General features: G+C 74.4%; 15 protein-coding genes. 11 read left to right on the plus strand and 4 right to left on the minus strand.

The genetic code is table 11. The features are described 5' to 3' along the window. Positions 1-353 precede the first annotated feature (353 nt). The 11 genes from tgt (at position 354) to RQM47_RS01995 (ending at position 14670) form a co-directional block, all read left to right on the plus strand. Complete coding sequence (gene tgt, locus RQM47_RS01945; protein WP_311662431.1) at positions 354-1487, plus strand: tRNA guanosine(34) transglycosylase Tgt; 1134 nt, start codon at positions 354-356, stop codon at positions 1485-1487. Positions 1488-1830: 343 nt separating this feature from the next. After that, on the plus strand, positions 1831-3102 hold the full coding sequence (locus RQM47_RS01950; RefSeq protein WP_311662430.1) for a 4-hydroxy-3-methylbut-2-enyl diphosphate reductase: 1272 nt from the start codon (positions 1831-1833) through the stop codon (positions 3100-3102). A gap of 68 nt (positions 3103-3170) precedes the next feature. Continuing rightward, positions 3171-7271 (plus strand): PAS domain S-box protein, encoded by a 4101-nt coding sequence (locus tag RQM47_RS01955; protein WP_314007183.1) that lies wholly within the window; start codon positions 3171-3173, stop codon positions 7269-7271. Positions 7272-7274: 3 nt separating this feature from the next. Next, positions 7275-7730, plus strand: a complete 456-nt coding sequence (locus RQM47_RS01960; protein ID WP_311662428.1) for a response regulator — start codon at positions 7275-7277, stop codon at positions 7728-7730. Continuing rightward, a complete protein-coding gene (locus tag RQM47_RS01965; protein WP_314007186.1) occupies positions 7727-8809 on the plus strand; it encodes a response regulator in 1083 nt (360 codons plus the stop codon). The genes RQM47_RS01960 and RQM47_RS01965 overlap by 4 nt, the downstream gene beginning before the upstream one ends. A gap of 224 nt (positions 8810-9033) precedes the next feature. Next, positions 9034-10428, plus strand: a complete 1395-nt coding sequence (locus RQM47_RS01970) for a dipeptidase (protein ID WP_311662426.1) — start codon at positions 9034-9036, stop codon at positions 10426-10428. 62 nt (positions 10429-10490) lie between these two features. After that, positions 10491-10769, plus strand: coding sequence for a nucleotidyltransferase domain-containing protein (locus RQM47_RS01975; RefSeq protein WP_311662425.1), 279 nt, complete (start codon positions 10491-10493; stop codon positions 10767-10769). 113 nt (positions 10770-10882) lie between these two features. Further along, the gene (locus RQM47_RS01980) at positions 10883-11215 is read left to right on the plus strand and encodes a hypothetical protein (protein ID WP_311662424.1); all 333 of its coding nucleotides are present in this window, start codon (positions 10883-10885) and stop codon (positions 11213-11215) included. Positions 11216-11610: 395 nt separating this feature from the next. Next, positions 11611-12858, plus strand: a complete 1248-nt coding sequence (locus tag RQM47_RS01985; protein ID WP_311662423.1) for a L,D-transpeptidase family protein — start codon at positions 11611-11613, stop codon at positions 12856-12858. A gap of 111 nt (positions 12859-12969) precedes the next feature. Next, on the plus strand, positions 12970-14400 hold the full coding sequence (locus RQM47_RS01990) for an FAD-dependent oxidoreductase (RefSeq protein ID WP_314007189.1): 1431 nt from the start codon (positions 12970-12972) through the stop codon (positions 14398-14400). Between the two features lie 75 nt (positions 14401-14475). Beyond that, positions 14476-14670 (plus strand): hypothetical protein, encoded by a 195-nt coding sequence (locus tag RQM47_RS01995; RefSeq protein WP_314007192.1) that lies wholly within the window; start codon positions 14476-14478, stop codon positions 14668-14670. Positions 14671-14741: 71 nt separating this feature from the next. Here RQM47_RS01995 and fabG read toward each other — a convergent pair whose 3' ends face one another. The 4 genes from fabG to plsX form a co-directional block, all read right to left on the minus strand. Then, positions 14742-15488 (minus strand): 3-oxoacyl-[acyl-carrier-protein] reductase, encoded by a 747-nt coding sequence (gene fabG / locus RQM47_RS02000; RefSeq protein WP_311662421.1) that lies wholly within the window; start codon positions 15486-15488, stop codon positions 14742-14744. Between the two features lie 170 nt (positions 15489-15658). Beyond that, a complete protein-coding gene (fabD, locus tag RQM47_RS02005; protein WP_311662420.1) occupies positions 15659-16582 on the minus strand; it encodes an ACP S-malonyltransferase in 924 nt (307 codons plus the stop codon). Between the two features lie 81 nt (positions 16583-16663). Then, positions 16664-17683: a beta-ketoacyl-ACP synthase III gene (locus tag RQM47_RS02010; protein WP_311662419.1), complete on the minus strand. Its 1020-nt coding sequence runs from the start codon at positions 17681-17683 to the stop codon at positions 16664-16666. A gap of 74 nt (positions 17684-17757) precedes the next feature. Next, the gene (plsX, locus tag RQM47_RS02015) at positions 17758-18792 is read right to left on the minus strand and encodes a phosphate acyltransferase PlsX (protein ID WP_311662418.1); all 1035 of its coding nucleotides are present in this window, start codon (positions 18790-18792) and stop codon (positions 17758-17760) included. Positions 18793-18885 lie beyond the last annotated feature (93 nt).

The raw sequence follows: 18885 nt of genomic DNA on the forward strand, positions 1-18885 counted from the left end.
CTCGGGCGACTCGCCGTGCACCGCCCCGCCCTTTGGGGTTCCCTCTCCCCGTGGGAGAGGGACAGGGTGAGGGGCGTTCGGGCGGGGCGGACGGCGAATGCCAGACGAACCCGTGTTAGGCCGTCGGAGCGCCGTGCCTGCCCGTCCACCACCCCTGTCCCCTCCTGACCAGGAGGGGGACTCCTCCCACCCCGCCCCGCCCGGTTTGAATGCGGGTCACGCAGACGACCGCCCCGCCCAGACGCCCCGCCGTGCGCGGGCGGGGCGGCGTGTTTCGCGCGGCCTTGCCGGGGGCGGGGCTGTCGGGGCCGTACCCTCGGCGTCCACCCCGCCCCGCCTTGGGGCCTGCTTCCGTGCCCCTCACGTTCGAGCTCCAGGCCACGTGCCCCGACACCGGCGCCCGCGCCGGCCTCCTCCACACCGACCACGGGACGGTCGAGACGCCCCGGTTCATGCCGGTCGGGACCGTGGGCAGCGTGAAGGCGCTCGCCCCGCGGACGCTCCGCGAGCTGGGCACGCAGATCCTGCTCGGCAACACGTACCACCTCGCGCTGCGGCCCGGCCGCGAGACGCTCCGCGCCCTCGGCGGGCTCCACCGCTTTATGGCGTGGGACGGGCCGATCCTGACCGACTCGGGCGGCTTCCAGGTGTTCTCGCTCGCCGGCCGCCGCGACGTGAGCGAGGACGGCGTCACGTTCCGCAGCCACCTCACCGGCGACAAGCTGTTCTTCTCGCCCGAGACCGTCGTCGACGCGCAGCGCGACATCGGGTCCGACGTGATGATGGTGCTCGACGAGCTCACGCCGGCGACCGTCGACCGCGCCGAGGCCCGGCGCGCGAACGCCCGGACGGTCCGCTGGGCGGGGCGGGCGTTCGCGCACGCCCGGGCGACCGCCCCGCACTACGGGCACCACCAGGCGCTTTTCCCCATCGTCCAGGGCGCCGTCTACGCCGACGTCCGCCGCGAGAGCGCCGAGGCGCTGCTCGACCTCGACGCCGAGGGCTACGCCATCGGCGGGCTCTCGGTGGGCGAGGCCGCGCCGGTCATGTACGACATGGTCGAGGTGACCAACGAGGTGCTCCCCCAGAGCCGCCCGCGCTACCTCATGGGCGTCGGGACGCCCCAGAACCTGATCGAGAACGTGGCCCGCGGCGTCGACCTCTTCGACTGCGTGATGCCGACGCGAAACGCGCGGACGGGCTCGCTCTTCACGACGGCCGGGCTCGTCAACATCAAGAACGCCCGGTGGGCCGAGTCGGCGGAGGCCGTCGACGCCGGCCTCGACGGCTACCACAGCCGGACGTTCTCGAAGGCGTACCTCCGCCACCTCACGCTGGCCAAGGAGCCCCTGTTCATGGAGATCGCGAGCGCCCAGAACGTCGGGCTCTACCTCTGGACCATGCGCGAGATGCGCGCGGCGATCCTGGAGGGCCGGTTCCCCGCGTGGCGCCGCGAGTGGGCGGGGCGGCTGGCGGAGAAGGCGTAGGGCAGCGGAGGTCACCGCCCCGCCCACGCCACGGGCGGGGCGGTCGCCGTAGCGGCGTTGTATGCAACGCCGTCGGGCCGCAGCGTCCGGGCAGGGCGGCACCCACCCCGCCCACGGCACGGGCTGGGCGTGTTGAGACCGCCCCGCCCCGCCCTGGGCGCGGGCGGGGTGGGACACGCCGAGACCGCCCCGCCCGCACCGCGTAGGGGCGGGGTGGCGCGTTCTGCACGCCCGCCCGCGCCGCCAATTCTCTGCGGAGCCCGCCCCGCCCCGCCCGCGCGCAGACCCTCGGGCGGGGTGGGGCCGTTGGGCCGGGTACTTTGCCGACCCCGCCCGCTACCGGATGGCCCGCCAGTTCGACGTCCCCGACTTTTACCGCAGCCCCGTCGTCAGCCGCGTGAAGGCGGCGCGGCGGGCGGCCGACCCGCGCAAGCGCGACCTCTCACCCAGCGTGCTCGACTTCGGGCCGCTCCGCGTCAAGCTGGCCCGGCACTTCGGGTTCTGCTTCGGGGTCGAGAACGCGATTGAGATCGCGTACCGGGCGCTCGACGAGCATCCCGAGAAGGCCGCAGCCGGGCGCGTGTTCCTGCTGTCCGAGATGATCCACAACCCCCACGTCAACGAGGACCTGCAGGCCCGGGGCGTCCGGTTCCTGCGGACGACGACCGGCGAGCAGCTTATCCCGTTCGACGAGCTCGGGCCGGACGACCTCGTCATCATCCCGGCCTTCGGCGCCCCGACCGACGTCATGGACGCGCTCGCGGTGCAGGGCGTGGACCCGCTCGCCTACGACACGACGTGCCCGTTCGTCGTCCGCGTGTGGAAAAAGAGCGCGCACATCGGCGAGCGCGACTACACGGTCGTGGTCCACGGCAAGCGGAACCACGAGGAGACGCAGGCCACGTTCAGCCGCGCCGCCGCCCAGGCCCCGGTCGTCGTCGTCCGCGACGAGGCCGAGGCCGAGGACCTGGCCGCCGTCGTCGAGGGCCGCCGCGACGCGGCCTTTTTCGCCGAGCGCTTTGCCGGGCGGACCTCGGACGGGTTCAACCCCGCCCGCGACCTCGCCCGCCTCGGCGTCGTCAACCAGACGACGATGCTGGCGACCGAGACGGCCGCGATCGCCGAGCGCCTGCGGCAGGCCATCGTCGCCCGCGACGGCAGCGACGACGCGTTCGCCGACACGTCGGACACGCTGTGCTACGCGACCAAGGAGAACCAGGACGCCACGACGGCCCTTATCGCCGACGGCGCCGACCTCGCGATCGTCGTCGGTGGGTACAACTCGTCGAACACGTCGCACCTCGTCGAGCTGTGCGAGGACGCCGGCCTGCCGACGTTCTTCGTCCGCGACGCCGACGAGTTGGTGAGCCCGCGGCTTATCCGCCACTTCGACTGGCGCACCAAGCAGACCCGGGAGACGCGCGACTGGCTCCCGCTCGCCGCCGAGGGCGGGGCGGGGCGGGGCGGTGGGCGCCCGCTCGACGTGCTCCTGACCGCCGGCGCCTCGTGCCCCGACGCCCTCCTCGACGACGTGGTCCGCCGGCTGCTCGGGTGGTTCCCCGACGCCCGCCCCGCCGAGGAGGCCGTAGCCCCGTTCGCGGTCGAGGCCGCGTAGGGCACCTCCCCGCCCGCCGTTCTTGGGCGGGGCGGCCGCTAGCTTCCTGACCGCCTGGAGCCCTCGCCATGCCGACCGACCGGCCGTCCCCCCCCGCCCCGCCCGCCCCCTACGCGGCCCCGGTCGCCGCCGACCCGCTCGCCGACGCCGACCGGCTCGCGGCGCTCGCCGCGACGGGCCTGTTCGAGCCGGAGACCGACCCCGCCCTCGACCGGCTCGCGCGCGTGGCGCGGGGTGCCCTCGGCGGCGCGTCCGCGATGGCCTCGCTGCTCGGCGCCCAGCGCCTGATCGTCAAGGGCCACGACGGGGCGGACATCGACGTGGAGGCGGTCGTCGACACGATCTGCCAGCAGACGGTCGCACGGGGGACGCCCCTCGCCGTCTCCGACACGACGACGGACCCCGCCTGCCGCGACCTCCCTCCGGTCCGCGACGGCGGCGTCCGCGCCTACCTCGGCGCTCCGATCCGGGACGCGGGCGGGGCGGTCGTGGGGGTGCTCGCCGTCTACAGCGCCGAGCCCCGGGCGTGGACGGCTGCCGACGTGGGCTTGGTCGAGGACCTCGCCGGCGCCGCCGCGGACGTGATCGCCGCGCGGGCCACCGTGCAGGAGCGTGGGGAGCGCCACCAGGAGGCGCAGCGCCATAGCGAGGTCCTGTTCCGGTCCCTGTTCGACGGCGTCTCGCAGCTGACCGGGCTGCTCGCCGTCGACGGCACCGTCGTCGAGGCGAACAAGACGGCCCTCCGCTTTGCCGGAGTTCGGCGCCAGAGCGTCGTCGGCCGGCCGCTGTGGGACGTGCTCTCGCTCCCCGCCGGGACGGAGCGGCGCCACCGCGACGCCGTCGCCCGAGCGGCCGCCGGCGAGACGGTCCGCTACGAGGAGACGGCGTGGGACGCCGAGGGCCGCGAGCGCGTGCTCGACGTGACGCTCAAGCCGGCGCTCGGAGAGGCCGGGCTCCTCCTGCTCGAAGGCCGCGACGTGACCGAGACGGCCCTCGTCCGGCGGCTCCAGATCGCCATGATGGCCGGGCTGGCGGGGACGTGGGACCTCGACACCCAGGCGCGGACGGTCCGCGCGAACGGGGGGACCGACCTGCTGTTCGGGCTCGACCCGGCGCGGGGGCCGCACCCGCTGGCCGCCTACCTCGACCGCGTCCAGCCCGACGACGCGGCCACCGTCCGCAGCGCGATCGAGGCGGCCGCCGCGTCCGGCGGCGGGTACGAGGCCGAGTTCCGCGTCGTCCACGCCGACGGCGACGTCCGGCACCTCCACTCCCGAGGGGCCGCCGTGGCCGGCGCCGACGGTCGGGCGGGGCGGATCGTGGGGGCCGTCGTCGACGTGACCGACCAGCGGCGCGAGGCGGCGGAGGCGGCGCGGACGGCGGCCGAGCTCCAGATCGCCCTCGACGCGGCGCACATGAGCCGGTGGGAGCGCGACCTCGACGGCGGCCCGGTCCGCCAGGACGCCCAGGTCCGCGCGACGCACGGGCTCCCGCCCCGCCCCGCCCTGACGACCGTGGATGAGTTGGAGGAGATCGTTCCCCCCGATGATCTGGCCCGGATGCGGGCGGCGTACCGGGCCGTGGCCGAGAGCGGCGGCCGCCTGGACGAGGAGTACCGCGTGCGGCGCCCCGACGGCGTGCGGTGGGTCCGCGTGGTCGGCGAGGTGGCCGGCGAGGGCGGGGCGGGGCGGCTCGTGGGCGTGGCGTGGGACGCGACGGCGGAGCGCGAGGCGGCCCGCGCACGCCGGCAGGGCGAGGAGCGGAAGGCGCTGCTCCTCGACCTCCTCCAGCGGCAGCGCGGCGTGGGCGACCCCGAGGCCATCCTGGCCGCGGCGGCCGAGGCCGTCGGCCGGCACCTCGGCGCCCACCGCGCCGGGTTCTTCGCCGTGTCCGACGACGACACGATCGACCTCGTCGCCGGCGCGGCGTGGAGCGACGGGACGCTCGCGCCCCTCGCCGGCTCGTACCCGGCCGCCGGGCTGGGCGCGGGCTACCTCGCCCGCGTCCGCGAAGGCGAGGCGCTGGGCGTCGCCGACGTGGAGGCCGACCCGCTCACGGCGGACTCCGTGTTCCTGGAGGACGGCGTGCGGTCGGGGATCGGGGCGCCCGTCCTCCGGGCGGGGCGGTGGGTGGCCGGGCTCTACGCGAGCCACGCCGAGCCGCGGGCGTGGACCGACGACGAGGTGGCCCTCGTCCGTGAGGTGGCCGACCAGACGTGGGACGTCGTCGAGCGCGCCCGCGCGCAGCGGGCGCTCCGCGCGAGCGAGGCCCAGCTGAGCGCGGTCCTCGACGCGCTCCCCGTCGGCGTCATCATCGCCGACGCCGACGGGCAGATCGTCCGCGACAACGCCGCCAACCGCGAGATCTGGGGCGCCCCGCCCGAGACGCCGACGTGGGAGGCGTACGACGAGTGGGTCGGGTACTGGCCCGACTCCGGCCGCCGCCTCACCCCCGACGAGTGGGCCATGGCCCGGGCGCTCATCGGCGGCGAGACGGTCCGCGGCGAGCTCGTCGAGATCGCCCCGTTCGGGGGCGGGCCGCGCCGCCAGGTCCTCAACAGCGCGGCCCCGGTCCGCGACGGGGCCGGCCGCATCGTCGGGGGCGCCGTGGCCCAGCTCGACGTGACCGCGCGGCTGGCCGACCAGCGGGCGCTCCGCGAGAGCGAGGCCCGGTTCCGCGCGCTCCTCGACGCGACCAACGCGGTCGTCTTCATGAAGGACATGGAGGGCCGGTACACGCTCGTCAACCAGGCGTGGTCGGACCTGTTCGGCATCCCGTCCGAGGACGTCGTCGGGCGGACGGACCGGGACCTGCTGCCGGCCGGCGACGCCGAGGCGTTCGCGGCCAACGACCGCCGCGTGATCGAGACCGGCCGGCCGCTCCAGTTCGAGGAGGCGACCGAGGTCGACGGCGAGACCTGGACGTACCTCTCGGTCAAGTTCCCGCTCCGCGACGCGGGCGGGGCGGTCCGCGCGGTCGGCGGGATCTCGACCGACATCACCCCGCTCCGCCGGGCGACCGAGGCGCTGGCCGCGAGCGAGGCCCGGTTCCGGGGGACGTTCGAGAACGCGGCGGTCGGGATCGCCCACGTCGGGCTCGACGGGACGTGGCTCCGGGCCAACGACCGGCTCTCGGAGATCGTCGGGTACGACTCGGAGGAGCTCCTCGGCCGCACGTTCCAGGACATCACGCACCCCGACGACCTGGGCGCCGACGTGGAGCAGTTCGAGGCCCTCCTCCGCGGCGAGCTCGACCACTACCAGACCGAGAAGCGGTACGTCCACCGCGACGGCCACACGGTGTGGATCAACCTGACCGTCGCGCCGAGCTACGCGCCCGACGGCGCGATCGACTACGTGATCTCGGTGGTCGAGGACGTGACGGCCAAGCGGGCGGCCGAGGACGCGCTCCGCGCGCTCGCCGACGAGCTCGAGGACCGGGTCGAGGAGCGGACGGCCGAGCTCGCGCGCTCGAACGCCGAGCTCGACCAGTTTGCCTACGTGGCTTCGCACGACCTCAAGGCCCCGATCCGCGCCATCGACAGCCTGGCGACGTGGATCGCCGAAGACGCCGGCGACGTGCTCCCGGAGGGGTCGGCCCGGCACCTCGCGCTGCTCCAGGCCCGGGCGGGGCGGATGGAGCGGCTGCTCGACAGCCTCCTCGGGTACTCCCGGGCGGGGCGGTCGGAGGCGGCCCCCGAGTCCGTCGACACGGCCGCGCTCACGCGCGACGTGGTCGAACTGGTGGCCCCGCCCGGGGGCTTCGATGTCCGTCTCGAAGGCGCCTTCCCCGTCGTCTGGACCGCCCGCGCCCCGCTCGCGCTCGTGCTCCGCAACCTCGTCGGCAACGCGATCAAGCACCACGACCGGCCCGACGGCCGGGTCACGGTCTCGGCCCGCACGCTCGGCGGGGGCGGGGCGGGGTGGGCCGAGTTCACGGTCGAGGACGACGGGCCGGGCATCGCGCCGGAGTACCGGGACCGCGTGTTTGGCTTGTTCCAGACGCTCCGCCCGCGCGACGAGGTCGAGGGGAGCGGGATGGGGCTGGCGATCGTTAAGAAAACGGTCGAGAGCCGGGGCGGCCGGATCGTCGTCGAGGCGGCGGACGGCGGCGGTGCTAGGTTCCGGTTCACGTGGCCGCTCACGGCCATCCCCCACCCCGCCCCCTAGACCGTGGAAGTCAGCGGCGTCACCCTCCTCCTCGTCGAAGACGACCACGTCGACGCCGAGGCCATCCAGCGCGCGTTCCGGCAGCACCGGATCGCCAACCCGTTCGTCGTCGTCCGCGACGGGGTCGAGGCCCTGGCCGCGCTCCGCGGCGATCCCGGCGCGCCCGAGGTCCCGCACCCGCACGTGGTGCTCCTCGACATCAACATGCCGCGGATGAACGGGATCGAGTTCCTGGAGGCCCTGCGGGCCGATCCTGGGCTCTCGCGGACGGTCGTGTTCGTGCTGACGACGAGCGACCGCGAGGAGGACAAGGTGGCGGCCTACGACCACCACGTAGCCGGGTACATCCTGAAGAGCCGGGCCGGCGCGGACTTCCTCGAGGTCGTCAAGCTGCTCAAGGTGTACTGGCGGCTCATCGAGTTCCCGCCCGACGTCGGCGCCGCCCCGGCCGTGCCATGACGGACCCGGTGGACGTCCTGCTCATCGACGACGACGAGGTCGACCGGGCACACGTGCGGCGGCTCCTCGACGGCGCCTACGCCGTGCGCGAGGCGTCGACGGCGGCCGAGGGGCGGGCGCTCGCCGAGGCCACCCCGCCCGACCTCGTGCTCCTCGATGTCCGGCTCCCCGACGCCGACGGCCCGACGCTGCTCCCGTGGTTCGTCGAGCGCGGGCTCCCGGTCGTGATGCTGACCGGCGTCGAGGACGCCGAGGTTGTCGTGGAGGCCATGCAGGGCGGGGCGGCCGACTACCTCGTCAAGGGGCGGATGGACGCGGGCACGCTGGGGAAGGCGACCCGGGCCGCCGTCGAGACGGCCGCGCTCCGGCGCGAGGTGGCGGCGCAGCAGGCGCGTCTGGCCGAGCAGGCGGCGGCGCTCGAGGTGGCCAACCGCGAGGCCCGCGAGCTGGCCGCCGCGCTCACGCTGGCCGAGCAGGCCGAGCGCCGGCGGATCTCGTCGCTGCTCCACGACCACGTCCAGCAGCTCCTGTTCGGCGCCCAGTTCTCGGTCCAGGCCCTCCGGCGCCTGGCGACGGACGACCGGGCCGAGGCCGACCTCGACCGGGCGCACGACGCGCTCGCGCAGTCCATCGAGGCCACGCGCACGCTCACGCTCGACCTCACGCCCCCGGTCCTCGACGACGAGGACTACAGCGTGGCCCTGCGGTGGCTGGGCGACCACGTCGAGCGCCAGCACGGGCTGGCCGTCGACGTGGTCGCCGAGGGCTCGGCCGTCGTCCGGCGCCGAGAGGTCCGCGTGCTGCTCACCGAGCTCGTGCGCGAGCTCTTGTTCAACGTCGTCAAGCACGCCGGGACGGACCGCGCGCGGGTCCGGCTCGACGGCCGCGATGGGACGATCGCGGTCTCGGTCGAGGACGGCGGCGCCGGGTTCGACCCCGCGCTCCTTGATGGGGCCGGGTTCGGGCTCTACAGCGTGCGCGGGCGGCTCGAGCTGCTGGGCGGCCGGCTCGACCTGGAGTCGGTGCCCGGCCGCGGCACGCGGGCGACGATCGAGATCGCCCAGGACCCCGACGCGTAGCGAGCGGCGAGCGGCAGATGCCCACCCCGCCCCACGGCGGGCGGCAAGATCCTGTAGCGGCGTTGCATGCAACGCCGTGGCGACGAGCGGGGCGGCCACAGGCGGGGCGGCGCCCGTCCAGACCGCCCCGCCCGCCCCTCGGCGCAGGCCGCGCGGGCGGGGCGGGGCGGCACCGCAGCGCGGGCGGGGCGTACGGGACGGACCTCTCCCCCACCCCGCCCCCGATGGACTCCGCCCTTCAGTACGCCCGCGACCACGCCGACCGCTTTGTCGAGGAGCTCAAGGCCTGGCTCCGCATCCCCTCCATCTCGACCGACCCCGAGCACGACGCCCAGACGCGGCGGGCCGCCGACTGGCTCGCCCAGAGGCTCCGCGACGCCGGGCTCAAGACCGTGGACGTCCTGGAGACCGGGTCGGCCGAGAGCCCGGGCCACCCCGTCGTCTACGCCGAGCACCACGTCTCCGACGACGCGCCGACCGTCCTCGTCTACGGCCACTACGACGTCCAGCCGCCGGACCCGCTCGAGCTGTGGGACCAGGACCCGTTCGAGCCCGTCGAGGTCGACGGCGACCTCGTCGCGCGCGGCGCGGCCGACGACAAGGGCCAGGCGTTCATGCACGTGAAGGCGGTCGAGGCGTACCTCCAGTCCGGCGACGGCCTGCCGGTCAACCTCAAGATGATGGTCGAGGGCGAGGAGGAAAACGGGTCGGTCCACCTGGCGCCGTTTATCGAGGCCAACCGCGACCGTCTCGCGGCCGACGTGGTCCTGGTCAGCGACACGGCCCTCTTCGCGCCGGGCGTCCCGTCGATCGCCTACGGGCTGCGCGGGCTGGCCTACGTCGAGGTCGAGCTCGAGGGACCGGCGCGCGACCTCCACTCGGGCGTCTACGGGGGCGGGGTGGAAAACCCGATCAACGCGCTCGCCCGGATGATCGCCGACCTCCACGACGACGACCACCGCGTCACGGTCGAGGGCTTCTACGACGACGTCCGCGAGCTGACGGACGAGGAGCGGGCCGGCTTCCGCGAGCTCCCGTTCGACGAGGCCCGGTGGCAGGAGGAGGCCGGCGTCGAGGCGACGAAGACGGAGGCCGGCTACAGCGTCTTGGAGGGCACGACGGCCCGGCCGACGCTCGACGTCAACGGCATCTGGGGCGGCTACACGGGCAAGGGCGCCAAGACCGTGCTCCCGTCCAAGGCGACGGCCAAGATCTCGTGCCGCCTCGTCCCGGACCAGACGCCGGACGACATCACGGAGAAGCTGCGGCGCCATTTCGAGACGCACGCGCCGGAGACGATGCGGCTCACGTTCCGCAACCTCCACGGCGGCCACGGCGCGATCGTCGACACGTCGGCGCCGGCGATGCAGGCGGCGGCCGAGGCACTCGAAGGCGTGTTCGGGCAGCGGCCGCACTTTACGCGCGAGGGCGGGTCGATCCCCGTCGTCGCCGACTTTAAGCGGCTGCTCGGGCTGGACACGGTCCTCATGGGGTTCGGCCTGGACTCGGACGCGATCCACAGCCCGAACGAGCGGTTCGGGCTCGACCGCTTCCACCAGGGGATCGAGGCGTCGGTGCGCTTCCTGGACGCCTACGCGCGGCAGGCGGAGGACCGCTAAGCCGCCCCGCCCCGCCCGCGGAGGGCGGGGTGGCGCCGCAGGTGTATTCTCATGAGGTGAGCGTGACCGCTGACCACATCGACACCGCCGCCCGCATCGCGCGGGACTTTGGGGCCACACGCGTGGTCCTGTTCGGGAGCGCTGTGGACCACCCCGCCCACGCGCGCGACCTCGACTTGGCCGTTGCGGGCGTGCATGGCTGGGCGTTCTACAAACTCGGTGCCCGCCTCGACCGGACCCTTGGTGTTCCCGTCGACCTCGTTGCCCTGGACCCCCCCACGCCCTTCTCGCGTCGTATCGAGGGGGCGGGGCGGGTCCTATACGACGGGCATATCGGGTGAACCGGGACCGCCTCATCGAACAGGTCGAGTTTGAGTTCGACGCCCTGCACGGCGTCGTGCGCGAGATCTAGGACCTGCTGGACGAGGCGCAGTCAGAGGATCCGGGCGTCCGCATGAGCACGGTCGTCGGAGCCTTCATGCAGCAGTTCTACAACGGAATCGAGAGCGTGCTGAAGCGGCTCTGTCAGTACCACGGTGTTCCTCTGCCCGAGGGCGAGCGGTACCACGCAGACCTCGTCAGTCTCTTCGGCCCAGATCACCCTCCCTCGTTGCCCCAGGTCTTGGACCACGACCTCTTTGCGGACCTGGAGCCCTTCCGCCAGTTCCGCCACGTGTTCCGAACGTCCTACGGTTTCCAGTTGGACTGGACCCGGTTCGCGCCTGGAGCCGCCGCCGCACCGGGCGTTCTAAAGCGGTTCGAGTCGGCGGTGCGATCCGTCCTCTAATACGGGATCGCTGAGTTGGTGAGGCGCTCGCCACCCCGCCCGGCCCGAGACCCCTCACCCTGGCTGCGCCGACGCTGCGCGGTGTCCCTCTCCCGCTGGGAGAGGGGACCTCGTAGGGCGGGGCGGCGCGAGACCGATGCGTAGCAAACTGTCAGAGCCGGTCTAACGGTGGAGCCGCGGTATTTCCACAGGACCACCACACGACGGTTTTACCGTCCTCCTCGCCGCGCGAAGTGATCCCGCACCGCCCGCTGAGGGCGGGGTGGCGCCGCCTGCTCTGCCGATCCCCCGCCCCGCCCGCTGACGTAGGGCCGCCCCTCACGCGCGGCTCCGGGCGGGGCGGCGAACGGTGGAGCCGGTGGGGCGTCCAACGGCCGCTCACCTCCCCCCGCCCCATGCCGCAGACCCTGCTAGCCTCGCCGTCCGCCCGGACCGCGAAGCGCCTCCCCGCCCTCGCCCTCCTGCTCGCCCTGACCGTCGCCGGCTGCCAGTCGGGAGGCGCCGACGTCGACCCGGCCGCCCCGCCCACGACCGACGAGCGGGGCGGGGCGGACGCCGCCGTCACGACGACCGGCGACGACACCGTGCCGACGGACCTCGAAACGTCGCGGTACGTCGGGCGGGGCCGTGCGCAGGCCGGCGTCGACACGACGGGGCAGGCGGACGCCGCGCGGTCGAACCCCGAAACGCTGGACGACGTGGCCTCGGCCGACTGGTCCGGCCCGCTCTACCTCCCGCTGGGCGGCGACGTCGAGGGGCCGAGCGTGGTCAAGCTCCAGGTGCTCCTCGACCGCGCCGGGTTCTCGCCGGGCCAGATCGACGGCCGCTGGGGCGACAACACCGAGCTCGCCGTCGCGTGGCTCCAGAAGGTCGAAGGCCTCAAGACGACAGGCATTGTCGACGCGGCTACGGTCGAGGCGCTCGCGCGCCGCGCCGGCTCGCCGTCCGAGCTCGCCACGACCCGGCAGCTGACGGCCGACGACGTGGAGGGGCCGTTCAAGACGATCCCCAGCGACGTCTACGAGCGGGCCGAGATGGACAGGCTGGGGTACGAGTCGCTGGGTGAGAAGCTGGGCGAGGAGTTCCACGTCGCGCCCGAGCTCCTCGCGCGGCTCAACGACGGCGCCGACCTCGACGGGCTGTCGGCTGGCGACGAGCTCCTCGTCCCGAACGTCCTGGACGAGCCCCGCTCCAGCGGCGACGTGGCGAGCCTGGAGATCTTCGGCGAGTCCGGCTACATCCACGCCCTCGATGCCGACGGCAACGTCCTGTTCCACGCGCCCGTCGTGGTCGGGTCGAGCTACGACCCGTCGCCCGAGGGCGAGTTCACGGTGACGAGCGTCACGCGCGACCCGTGGTGGCACTACCAGCCGTCGATCCTCGCCGGCGTCCCCGACGACCTCCCCGACGCGCGCCTGCCGCCCGGCCCGAACAACGCGGTCGGCGTGGTGTGGATGGCGCTCTCGAAGGAGCACTACGGCATCCACGGCACAAAGGCGCCGGAGACGATCGGGTACGCCTCGTCGGCCGGGTGCGTCCGCCTCACGAACTGGGACGCGAGCCACCTCGCCGGCCGGGTCTCGGACGGCACGCCGGTCCGGTTCCGCGACGAGTCCGCGCAGGGCGACGTGCCGAGCGTGTAGCCGCCCCGCCCGCGGCTCGGCCGCCCCGCCCATTTCCCGCGCGCCGCGGGCGGGGCGGGGACCCCGTCGCGCGGGCGCGGGGTACGGCGGCTCCACCCCGCCCCGCCCTCTGTGGACGCTGCCCCCTTCCCCACGCTCACCGACGCCCAGCTCGACCGGCTGCGCGCCGTCGGCCACGAGCGGGCCGTCGAGCCCGGCGACCTCCTGTTCCGCGAGGGCGACGACGCCTACGACTTTTTCGTCGTCCTGAGCGGGGCGGTCGAGGTGTTCGAGGACCCCGCGTGCGAGCGACCGCTGTCGCCGGAGCCGCTTGGGCCGGGGCACTTCCTGGGCGAGATCGGCCTGCTCTTGGGCGAGGCCGTCTACGCGACGGCCCGCGTAGACGAGGGCGGGGTGGTGCTCGAGGTGCCGGCCGAGCGGTTCCGCGAGCTCGTCGGGTCAGACACGGACCTCGCGGAGACCGTACTCGACGCGTTCACAGCTCGGCGCGGGATCGTCTCCGCGAGCGGGTCGGGACTCCAGATCGTCGGGTCGCAGACGAACCCTGATGCGGTTCGCCTGGCCGAGTTCGCGCGGCGGAACTACCTCCCGTACCGCTGGCTCGACCCCGAGGACGCGCCCGACGAGGCCGCCGAGGTCCTGGCCGAGCACGGGCGGTCGGTCGAGGATTTGGACGAGGGCGGCCCGCTAGTCTTCTGGGGGTCCGAGACCACGCTCGACAACCCCACGCTCCTCGAACTGGCCGACGCGGTCGGGATCGGCCGCGAGCCGCCCCCGGACAGCGTCTCCGACCTCGTGATCGTGGGGGCGGGGCCGGCCGGCTTGGCGGCGGCCGTCTACGGCGCGTCCGAGGGGCTCTCGACGGTCCTCATGGACGAGATCGGGGCGGGCGGGCAGGCGTCGTGGTCGTCGCGGATCGAGAACTACCTCGGGTTCCCGTCCGGCATCACGGGGACGGAGCTGGCCACGCGGGCGACGCTCCAGGCCCACAAGTTCGGCGCCCGGTTCGTCACGCCGCACCGGGCCGACGCGCTCCGCCGCGACGGCGACGGCTACGCCGTGTCGTTCGCCGAGGGCGGGGCGGTCCGCGCCCGCGTCGTCGTGCTGGCGACGGGCGCCAACTACCGGCGGCTGCCGATCCCGAACCTCCGCCAGTTCGAGGGGGCCGGCGTGTACTACGCGGCGACGGAGCTGGAGGCCCCGAGCTGCCGCGACCGGACGGCCGTGGTCGTGGGCGGCGGCAACTCGGCGGGGCAGGCGGCTATGTTCCTGTCCGAGCGGACCGAGCGCGTACTCCTCGCCGTGCGCGGCGGCGACCTGAGTGCGAGCATGAGCCAGTACCTCGCCGACCGCGTCGAGGCCTCCGACCGCATCGAGGTCCGCCTCCACACCGAGGTGGTGGGGCTCTGCGGCGACGGCGCCTCCAACGGCCGCGAGGCGCTGGGCGGCGTCGACCTGGAGGACACCGAGGCCGGCACGCGGGAGCACGTCGAGACGCCGGGCCTGTTCGTGTTTATCGGCGTCGAGCCGTGCACCGACTGACTCCGCCCCGGCCAGGACAACGGCGCGCTCGGGCTCACGCTCGACGACCACGGGTTCATCCGCACCGGGTCCGACGTGGCCGACCTCGACGCCGCGGTCTGGCCCGACGGCCAGCGGCCGACGACGTTCGAGACCAGCCTGCCCGGCGTGTTCGCTGTCGGCGACGTCCGCGCGGGGTCGACGAAGCGCGTGGCCGGGGCCGTGGGCGAGGGGGCGGTGACGGTCAAGGCCGTCCACAGCCGTCTCGCCCCGCCCCGCCCGCAGGACTGAGGAGCGGGCGGGGTGGCCGCAACTTCCGCCCCGCCCCGCCCTCGTGCTCCGCCCGCCCTCGTGCAGGCGGACTACATCGCCATCCCGCCGTCGACGTGGAGGACGTGGCCGGTCACGTAGGAGGCGGCGTCCGAAAGGAGGAACAGGATGGCCGAGGCGATCTCCTCGGGCCGGCCCGTCCGACCGAGCGGGATCTGGCCCTGCATGGCCTCCATCGCCGCCCCGCCCAGGTCCGCCGTCATGTCGGTGTCCACGTAGCCCGGCGCGACGACGTTGGCGCGGACGCCCCGCCCGCCCAGCTCGCGGGCCAGGCTCTTGGTGAACCCGATGAGCCCGGCCTTCGAGGCCGCGTAGTTCGCCTGCCCCGCGTTCCCCGTCACGCCGACGACCGACGAGACGGCGACGATCGAGCCGCCGCGCTGCTTCATCATCGGCCGGTAGGCCGCCTTGCAGACGTGGAACGCGCCGGTCAGGTTCGTGTCGATCACGTCCTGCCACGCGCGCTCGTCCATGCGGATCATGAGCCCGTCGCGCGTGATGCCGGCGTTGACGACGAGCCCGTCGATCGTGCCCCACGCGTCCGTAACGGCGGCGACGGCGGCCTGGGCGTCCTCGGCGCTCGCAGCGTCGGCCTGGAAGGCGAGCGCGCGGTCCGCCCCGCCCAGGTCCTGGACGAGCTGGTCGGCCGTGTCCGAGGACGAGCGGTAGGTGAACGCGACGCGCGCGCCGGCGCCGGCCGCGGCCTCGACGACGGCGCGGCCGATGCCGCGCGTGCCGCCGGTGACGAGGACGTTCTTGTCGGTGAGGTCGAGGGTCATTTGCGAGGGCGGGAGGCGAAACGAGGAAGGCGGAAGATCGCGCGGGCGGGGCGGCGCGCTGGACCGCCCCGCCCACGTCGGGCGCACGTCGGTCGCGGAGGCGCCGCGGTGTGGCGCTTCGGGGCGAGGCCGCCCAGGGCGACGGCTCGGCCCCGCCCCGCCCGGGGTGGTCAGGCCAGACTCTCCAGGTCCGCCGCCGTCCCGACCTGGACCGTCTCGGCGCCCCGCCCGAGCGTCTTCTTGACCAGCCCCGAGAGCACGCGGCCCGTGCCGACCTCCACGAACCGCGTCGCGCCCTCGTCCGCCATCCGCTGGACCGACTGCGCCCAGCGGACCGGCGACGTGAGCTGCTCCAGCAGGCGCCGGCGGATCTCGTCGGGATCGGTCGTGGGCTCGGCCGTCACGTTGAGGACGACGGGGCACGACGGCTCCGAGATCTCCAGCGCCTCCAGCGTCTCGGCCAGGCCGTCGCGGGCGAACGCCATGAGCGGGCTGTGGAACGCGCCCGAGACCGTGAGCGGCACCACGCGGCGCGCGCCGGCCTCCTCGGCCAGCCGCCCCGCCCGCTCGACGGCGGCCTCGTCGCCCGAGATCACGATCTGGCCTGGGCTGTTGTAGTTGGCCGGGACCACCTCGCCCGCCCCGCCCCCGCTCGCCTCACGGCACGCGGCTTCGAGCGCGTCGTCGTCCAGCCCGAGGACGGCCGACATGGCGCCGGGGCGCACGTCGCCAGCCTGCGCCATCAGCTCGCCGCGGCGGCGGACGGCCCGGAGCCCGTCGGCGAACGAGAGCGCGCCGACGGCGGCGAGCGCGCTCCACTCGCCCAGGCTGTGGCCGGCAGCGAGGGCGGGGCGGAGGCCGCGCGCCGCGAGCACGGCGTTCGCCGCCAGGCTGTGCGCGTAGAGCGCCGGCTGCGTGACCTCGGTTGGCACGAGCGCCTCGGCGTCGTCGCCGAACATGACGTCGGTGAGGGCGAAGCCCAGCACGGCGTCGGCCTCGTCGAACAGGGCGCGGGCCTCGGGGTGCGCCTCGTACAGATCGGCGCCCATCCCGGGCGCCTGGGCGCCCTGGCCGGGGAAGAGGAAAGCGGTCACAGCGGGTTACGAGTAAAGAGTGACGAGCAAAGGGCGAAATGCGGGCGGGGTGGTCGAGACGAGCGGCGTGCTCCTCACTCGTCACCCCTCACCCTTTGCCCCATCGTAGGCCCACTTGATCCACGTCGCGCCCCAGGAGAAGCCGCCGCCGAAGGCGGCGAGGACGAGGTTGTCGCCGCGCCGGAGCTGGGGCTCCCAGTCAGAGAGGCAGAGCGGGATCGTGGCGGCCGTCGTGTTCCCGTACCGCTGGATGTTGACCATCACCTGGTCCGACCCGATCCCCATCCGCTTGGCCGTCGCCTCGATGATGCGGAGGTTGGCCTGGTGCGGCACGAGGTAGCGGATGTCCTCGGCGGCCAGGTCGTTGCGGTCCATGATCTCGGCCGCCGCCTCGGCCATGCCCACGACGGCCCGCTTAAAGACGGTCCGCCCGTCCTGCTTCAGAAAATGCATCCGGGCGTCGACCGTCTCGTGCGTGGCGGGGTGGCGCGACCCGCCGGCGGGCATGTTGAGCGCCTCGGCGTTCGAGCCGTCGACGTGCTGGACGCTGTCGAGCAGGCCCGTCTCGTCGGTCGCGGGTTCGAGGAGCACGGCGCCGGCGCCGTCGCCGAAGATGACGCACGTCGTCCGGTCGGTGTAGTCGATGATCCGGCTCATGGTGTCGGCGCCGATGACGAGCACGCGGTCGTGCATCCCCGACTCGACGAGCTTGGCCCCGGTCGTGAGCGCGAACAGGAACCCCGAGCACGCCGCCGAGATGTCGTAGCCCCACGCGTTCGTCGCCCCCAGCTGGTTCTGGACGAGGCAGGCCGTGGCCGGGAAGACCATGTCGGGCGAGACCGTGGCGACGAGGATGCAGCCGATGTCCTCGGCGTCGACGCCGGCCTTGGCGAGGCACTCGCGGGCCGCCTCCGTCGCCATGAACGACGTGGCCTTGGTCTCGTCGCGCAGGATGCGCCGCTCGCGGACTCCGGTCCGCGTTCGGATCCACTCGTCGCTGGTGTCGACGATCTTCTCGAGGTCGGCGTTCGTGAGCCGGTCCGGCGGGAGGTAGTGACCGACCGACGTGATGGCGGCGGTCCGGCGGGGCGTCTCGGCCATGGGGTTGGGGGGCGAGGGGCGGGGCGGGCGGGGCGGGCCACCCCGCCCCGCGTGCCGCCCCGCCCGGGGTGGGATTACGGGTGGGGCGGGGCGTCGTCGTCGGCGAGGGCGCGGGCGATCCGCGACGTCAGGTTCTGCTCGACGAGCCGGGCGGCGGAGAGCACCATCTGGCGGATGGCCCGGGCCGTCGAGCCGCCGTGGCCGATGACGACCGTCCCGTCGATGCCCAGCATGGGGACACCCCCGTGGGCCTGGTAGTCGAACGGGGCCAGCATGCCACGGAGCACCCCGCCCACGGTCCGGGCGTGGTCGGCGCCGAGCCCCTGGCGCCCGATCTCGGCGCGGACGAGGTCGGGGAGGATCGTCGAGACGGACTCGGCCAGCTTGAGGACCACGTTGCCCACGAACCCGTCGCAGACGCAGACGTCGGCCCCGTGGCGCAGGATGTCGCGGCCCTCGACGTTGCCCACGAAGTGGATGGCGCCGCGGTCGCCGAGCGCGCGGAGCGCCTCGTAGACCTCCTTTACGGTGTCGGTCCCCTTGCCCGGCTCCTCGCCCACGTTCACGAGCCCGACGGTCGGGTCCTCGCGGTCGAGGAAGAACTCGCCGAACACGGCGCCCATGCGCGCAAACTGGACCAGGTGCTCGGGGCGGACCTCGACGTTGGCGCCGACGTCGAGGAGCACGCACGTCCCGGTCGGCGTGGGGAGGTAGCCCGGGAGGGCGGGGCGGAGCACGCCCGGCAGCCGGCCGAGCCCGAAGAGAGCCGCCGCCATGACGGCGCCCGTGTTGCCGGCCGACGCGAAGGCGTCGGCGCGGCCGGCCTTGACGGCCCCGATCCCGCGGTGGATCGACGAGTCCGGCTTCCGCTTGAGGGCCTCGGTCGCGGCCTCGCCCATCCCGATGACCTCGGGCGCGTCGACGACGCGGAGCCGGTCGTCCTCCGCCCCGCCCCGGTTCTCGACCTCGGCGCGGATCTCGGCCTCGCGGCCCACGAGCAGGACGGCCAGGCGGTCGCCGGCCTCGGCGACGGCCTCGAGCGCGCCCTCAACGACGACGCCCGGCGCGTGGTCCCCGCCCATGGCGTCGACGGCGACTCGTACGGGCATGGGCAGACGGGGCGGGGCGGGAGAGGGGACCGATAAGATACCCCGGCCCGAACGCGGGGCGCCCGCGCAGCGCCCCTACCAGGGGCCGCGCGG

Source organism: Rubrivirga sp. S365 (genome assembly GCF_032248475.1).
Taxonomy (GTDB): Bacteria; Bacteroidota; Rhodothermia; order Rhodothermales; family Rubricoccaceae; genus Rubrivirga; species Rubrivirga litoralis.